The sequence below is a fragment of the Streptomyces sp. SID14478 genome, assembly GCF_010548525.1.
Classification (GTDB): Bacteria; Actinomycetota; Actinomycetes; order Streptomycetales; family Streptomycetaceae; genus Streptomyces.
This window is the reverse complement of the sequence record NZ_JAAGMG010001464.1, coordinates 1-6060: the sequence shown is the minus strand read 5'-3', so window position 1 is coordinate 6060 and position 6060 is coordinate 1. Positions and strand designations below refer to the sequence as shown.

Annotated in this window: 5 protein-coding genes and 1 pseudogene; 1 reads left to right on the top strand and 5 read right to left on the bottom strand. The window is 70.1% G+C overall.

All coding sequences use genetic code 11. The annotated features are described in order from the left end of the window. From G3I40_RS45865 to G3I40_RS45845, 5 genes are all read right to left on the bottom strand, one after another. Window positions 1–372: LacI family DNA-binding transcriptional regulator (locus G3I40_RS45865; protein WP_164560705.1), on the bottom strand; the 372-nt coding region annotated here is incomplete at its 3' end. Continuing rightward, window positions 369–1223, bottom strand: coding sequence for a carbohydrate ABC transporter permease (locus G3I40_RS45860; RefSeq protein WP_164560704.1), 855 nt, complete (start codon window positions 1221–1223; stop codon window positions 369–371). The genes G3I40_RS45865 and G3I40_RS45860, both read right to left, overlap by 4 nt. A 23-nt stretch (window positions 1224–1246) precedes the next feature. Then, window positions 1247–2185, bottom strand: a complete 939-nt coding sequence (locus tag G3I40_RS45855; RefSeq protein WP_164560703.1) for a sugar ABC transporter permease — start codon at window positions 2183–2185, stop codon at window positions 1247–1249. A gap of 42 nt (window positions 2186–2227) precedes the next feature. After that, window positions 2228–3517, bottom strand: coding sequence for an ABC transporter substrate-binding protein (locus tag G3I40_RS45850; RefSeq protein ID WP_164560702.1), 1290 nt, complete (start codon window positions 3515–3517; stop codon window positions 2228–2230). Window positions 3518–3683: 166 nt separating this feature from the next. Continuing rightward, entirely contained in the window at window positions 3684–4610 is a 927-nt protein-coding gene (locus tag G3I40_RS45845; protein WP_164560701.1) for an AraC family transcriptional regulator, read from the bottom strand. A 248-nt stretch (window positions 4611–4858) separates the two neighbouring features. On the opposite strand from G3I40_RS45845, the pseudogene G3I40_RS45840 reads away from it, so the two are divergent. Further along, window positions 4859–6060, top strand: a pseudogene (locus G3I40_RS45840) (transketolase); the annotation flags it as partial.

The window sequence follows — 6060 nt, the reverse complement described above, 5'->3', positions numbered from 1 at the left end:
GGCGAGCCGCTCGTACAGGGCGCCCTCCTCGTCGGCATCGGCGACCAGGTGCAGCAGCAGACCGTACCCGCGCGGCGCCAACTCGCCCTCTATGCCGGTGATCAGCTCGCTGAAGTGCGGGTCCGCGCCCAGCACGTCGGTGGGCCTGCGCACCACGAGCGCGAGCGTGCGGGTACGGGCACTGCGCAGCGCCGTCGCCGACGCGCTCGGCGACCAGCCGAGGTCGAGCGCCGCGGCGAGGATGCGCTGCCGCGTCGCCTCGGCGAGCCTGCCCTTGTCGTTGAACGCCTGCGACACCGCGGCCGTCGACACTCCCGCCGCGGCCGCCACCGCCTTGATGGTCGGCCGTGCACCCGCTTTCGAACCGCTCACATCTTCACCGCCCCACTGACCAGTGCCTGCTGCATCCGCTTCTGCAGAACCGTATAGACGATCCACACCGGGACCAGCGTCAGTACGGTTCCTGAGGTCAGCACCCCGTAGTCGGTGCCCGTGATGGACTTCAGCGTGGGCAGGGCGACCTGGACGGTGCGCTGCGCCGGATCCGGGCCGATGATGACGAGGGAGTACAGGTACTCGTTCCAGAAGGTCAGGAAGTTGAGCAGCAGCACCGTCGCGATGCCGGGCAGGCACATCGGCGTGTAGACGTGGCGCAGCACCGCGAAGGTCGACGCCCCGTCCAGTCGCGCTGCCTCCTCCATCTCCTTCGGGATCGTCCGCATGAACTGCACCAGGATCACCACCGACAGCGGCATCGCCGTCGCCGGCAGGAACAGCACCATGAACGTGCGGGAGTGGAACAGGCCGGTGGCCGCCGCCAGCAGGAACGTCGGGAACAGCGCCGCGAACGTCGGGATCAGGAAGCCCAGCGAGAACACCTTCTCCATCGCGGAGGCGAGCCGCCCCGTGGAGCGGGCCAGCGCGAACGCCGCCGGTATGGACAGCGCCAGCGTCACCGCGAGCGAAAAGGCCGTCACCAGACCGGAATTGACGACCGCGAGCCCCAGATCCGCGCTCTGGTAAGCGGTCGAGAAGTTCCCGAAGCCGAACGACGAGGGCAGGGAGAAGGGATGGGCGAAGATCTCGTCGTTCGTCTTGAACGCCGAGGCGACGAAGTAGTAGAGCGGGATGACCAGCAGCACCGCGTACAGCCACACCAGGATGTGCGCGGGCAGCCAGGACCGGCCGAACCGTGACCGGGCTGCGCGTGTCGAAGACTTCATGGCGTACGACTCCGATCGCGAGGTCAGTAGTTCTGCCGGAACGCACGCCGGATGGCGAGCAGTCCGACGAGGCCGACGAGGAAGAGCAGGACACCGACGGTCTGGCTGTAGCCGAGGTCGGCGGCGATGAACGCCTTCTGGTAGACGAGGAACGACAGCGTCGTCGACGAACTCCCGGGCCCGCCCTGGGTCAGCAGCAGCACGTGCTGCGCCGAGCCGAACAGCGTCCACAGGAACTGCAGCATCGTCACCACGCCGACGTAGTCGCGGATCACCGGGAAGTGGATGCGCCACATCGTGCGCCAGTGCCCGGCCCCGTCCAGCTGCGCCGCCTCGCCCAACTCGTCCGGCACGCTGCCGAGCCGCGCCGCGAACAGCACCGCCGTGAAGCCGATCCCGCCCCAGATGTCGAGCGCGATGAGACAGCCGAGCACCGTCGAGGGCGAGGCCAGCCACGCGTCGGCGAGCGAGCCCAGACCGACCGCCTGCAGACCGCCGTTGACCAGCCCGTCGGGGGAGAGGGCCGCGTAGAACACCATCGCCTTGGCCGGCGTGGAGATCAGCCCCGGGATGAAGAGCAGATAGCGGATCACCCGGTGGCCCGGCGGTTTCTGTGCCACGTAGTAGCCCAGCATGTACGCGCACACCACCATCACCGGGATGGCGACGACCAGCTGGATCGCGGTGTTGCTCACCGCGTCCCAGAACACCGGGTCGGCGAAGACCGTCCGCACGTTGTCGAACCCGGCGAACGACACCGGCTGCAGCATGCCCGGCCAGTGCAGCGCCGCCACCACGAAGATGGCGACCAGCGGGCCGACCATGAACACCAGGTACCAGACGAGCGCGGGCAGCGCGAGGATCGTGCCGCCCTGGCGGCGCGGACGGCCGCCGGAGGGCGAAGAAGGAGGGGTGGGGCGGCGGACCGCTGCCTCGCCCGCTGTCGACGTCATCGTCGTCATGAGCAACTCCCTTACGGATGAGGAGAGAGAAGGGGCGGGCGGTCAGATGCCGCGGTAGGCGGCCTCGAGGACCTGACGGACCTTGGCGGCGCTCGTGCCGCGCGTGAACGACGTACTCGTCGCGGTGATCAGTGGCTGGTTGGCGGCCGGCGGGATGTAGACGTCCGGCAGCAGCACCTGGCCCACGTCGGAGCCGAGCCGCTGCGCGGCCGCCACCAGCGGGAAGTCGGTGCTCACCGCGTCCGAGCGCAGCGCCATGTCGCGGCCGGACTCCTTGATGAACCGGGCGACCGTGTCCTCGCGGTAGAAGAACTTCAGGAACTTCTCGACGGCGTCGATCTTCTTCGTGCCGTTCGGACTGATCCAGAAGCCGATCAGCGTGTACGTGCGCAGGATCGTCGGCTTGTCGTGCGCCGCGCCCGGCGCGAGCGGCCAGCCACCCACGTCCGTGTGGCGGGCCACCTGCTCCGGCACCTTCGCGAGCGCCGAGGACATCGCCGACTGCATCGCCGCGGCCTGCGTGTTGAACTGCGTCGTCATCGTGTCCGACGTCAGCCCCTGCGACTTGTCGGCGAACACCCCGGCGTCCCGCAGCTGCACGAAGTACTCGATGCCCTGCCGGGCGCCCCGGCCGCCGAAGTCGCCGGTGGCGTAGACGTGCTTGGCCTCGTCCTCGGTCAGGAACGTCTGGATGATCTGCGCGAGCAGCTTCTGCCCGGTCCAGTCGTTGCCGCCGACCGTCACCGGGGCGAGGTTCTTGCCGCGCAACTTCCGTGCGGCGCCGATGAGTTCGTCGCCGGTCGTCGGGATGCGGTCGACGCCCGCCTTGTCGAGCAGCGCCCGGTTGAAGGCGACCGGCCAGTTCGTCGCGAAGTAGGGGAAGGCGCGCAGCCGCCCCTTGCCGTCCGTCCACGCGTCGAGCGCGACGGGCAGCACCCGCTCGCGCAGCCCCCAGTCGTCGAGGTATCCCTTGACGTCCACGGTGGCGCCGACATCGGTCCAGGCCAGCGTCTTGTCGTACAGGTTGACCATGACGACGTCCGGCTCCTTGCGGGCCAGCCGTGAGGTCTCGTAGACCTGCGCGAGGTCGTCGCCGTTGACGAGGTTCCTGACCTTGAGGCCGGGGTTCTCCTTGCGGAACCGGTCGAGGGCCGACAGATACGTGGGCGATCCGGGCGCGGTGGTGCCGAGCTGGCTGTGCACCACGAGCGTGTCGGGGTCGTCGTCGGCCGCGGCCAGGGAGGAGCAGCCGGACAGGGCGGGCAGGGCGGAGGCGGTGGCGAGCGCGCCACCGGCGGCGAGGAAAGCGCGCCGACTCGGCGTTGAGTTCACAGCGGGCACAGCGGTATGTCTCCAACCAGGAGTCACCGGCGGATTGGTTAATCGATATACCTGCGGGGGTGCGAGCACCGTAAGTTCCGTTCGGGAAACGGTCAACCCCCCGTTGCGCAGGGTGAAACGGGGGGTGTGCGGGGACGGGTGGGTGCCGTCCGGGAGGTCAGACCTGCTCCGCCCGGAACCCCGCCGGCGTCACCCCGGTGTGCTGCTGGAAGAACTTGGAGAAGTTGGCGGAGTCGCCGAAGCCGACGGCCACGCCGATGCGGCCCACCGGGAGATCCGTGTGGGCGAGCAGCCGCTTCGCCTCCAGGATCACGCGCCGGTCGATGAACGCCTTCGGGGTCTGGCCCGTCGCGGCGCGCACGGCGCGGACCAAGGTGCGGCGGGAGTAGCCGAGCGCGTCGGCGTACGCGCTGACGCTGTGGTTCGTCGTGAAGTCCTGCTCGACCGCCGTGCGGAACCGGGTGAAGGTCGAGTCCTGCTGCGGCTCGCACTCGTCGGCCGCCGCCTGCGCACTGACGTGGGCCACGCGCAGCATGAAAGCCGTCAGCGAGTGCCGCAGCACCGAGGTGTGCAGGCTGAGCGGGAGTGTGGAGGTGTCGAGGTACTCGCGTTGCAGCTGCTCCAAGGAGGCTTCCAGCGCGGCCAGTTGGGCCTCGTCCGGGTGGAGCAGCGGGGGCCGGTCGTAGCGGTACATGCCGGTCGCCTCGACGATCGCGCGGGGCAGGAAGCCGGGCTGCATCGTGAGGGCGGTGCCGACGTAGCGGTCCGTGGCGGAGAAGCCGTGCACCTGGCCCGGCCGGATCCACAGGACGTCGCCGGCCCCGGCCTCGTACTCCGTGAAGTCGATCATGTGGCGGACCGGGCCCTCGCGGAAGAAGAGCAGGACGTGGAAGTCGATGCGGTGCACGCGGCGGGAGAGTCCGACGCCGCCCGCCCAGGGGCCGTCGGTGCCCATCGGGCCGACCTGCATCCCGACCCCGGAGACGCTCGCGCTCGGGTCGAAGGGATAGGTGCGGATGTGCGCTCGTTCCTCCGGGCGCGCTGCCAGATGTGCGCTCGTCTGCGCGGGGCCCTGCTCCGTCATCGACCTTCCTCGGTTCCGGCCTCCATAGGTGTCCCATTTTCACCGAACGCTGGCACGGGGGCACCTGCCGGGCCAAAAGTATGACCTTTAAGTTTGTAGGTGGTTCGACCAGGGACTTTCGGCCCGCGGTCCGCCTGCCGTTCGGCAGCGGGGCTCGTGACCGAAGGCCCGGATTCCGGAGCTCGCTTCGGGCATCAGCCTTGGACCACCGTAAAGACGAAGCAAAGCCTGAAGGAGAGCTCTCCGAGATGAGCACGCAGCGACCCGACACCGCACTCGCCCCGTTCGAGTGGACCGACCTGGACCAGCGTGCCGTCGACACCGCCCGGCTGCTGGCGGCCGACGCCGTGCAGAAGGTCGGCAACGGACACCCCGGCACCGCCATGGCCCTGGCCCCGGCCGCGTACACGATCTTCCAGAAGGTCATGCGCCACGACCCCGCCGACCCGGAGTGGACCGGCCGGGACCGCTTCGTGCTCTCCCCGGGCCACACCAGCCTCACCCTCTACACGCAGCTCTTCCTGGCCGGCTACGAGCTGGAGCTGGACGACCTGAAGGCGTTCCGCACCCACGGTTCGAAGACGCCGGGCCACCCCGAGTACGGCCACACCGCGGGCGTCGAGACCACCACCGGGCCGCTCGGCCAGGGCGCCGCCAACGCCGTGGGCATGGCGATGGCCGCCCGCTACGAGCGCGGCCTGTTCGACCCCGAGGCCGCCGAGGGCACCAGCCCCTTCGACCACACCATCTGGGCGATCGTCTCCGACGGCGACCTGGAGGAGGGCGTCTCCGCCGAGGCCTCCTCCCTCGCGGGCCACCAGAAGCTCGGCAACCTCGTCTTCGTCTACGACGACAACCACATCTCCATCGAGGGCGACACCGAGACCGCGTTCTCCGAGGACGTCCTCAAGCGCTACGAGGCGTACGGCTGGCACGTCCAGCGGATCGCCCCGCAGGCCGACGGGAACGTCGACGTCAAGGCCCTGTACGAGGCCCTCGCCGCCGCCAAGGCCGAGACCGGCCGCCCCTCGATCATCGCGATGCGCACGATCATCGCGTGGCCCGCCCCCACCAAGCAGAACACCGGAGGCTCGCACGGCTCCGCGCTCGGCGACGACGAGGTCGCCGCCACCAAGCGCGTCCTGGGCTTCGACCCCGAGCAGTCGTTCGCCGTCGAGGACGAGGTCCTCGCGCACACCCGCGCCGCCCTCGACCGCGGCGCCGAGGCCCACGCCGCCTGGGACAAGCAGCTCGGCGCGTGGCGCACCGACAACGCGGAGCGCGCCAAGCTCCTCGACCGGATCGTCGCCGGCCGCCTGCCCGAGGGCTGGGAGCAGGCGCTGCCCTCCTTCGAGGCCGGCCCGAGCGTCGCCACCCGCGCCGCGTCCGGCAAGGTCCTGCAGGCCCTCGGCCCGGTCATCCCCGAGCTGTGGGGCGGCTCCGCCGACCT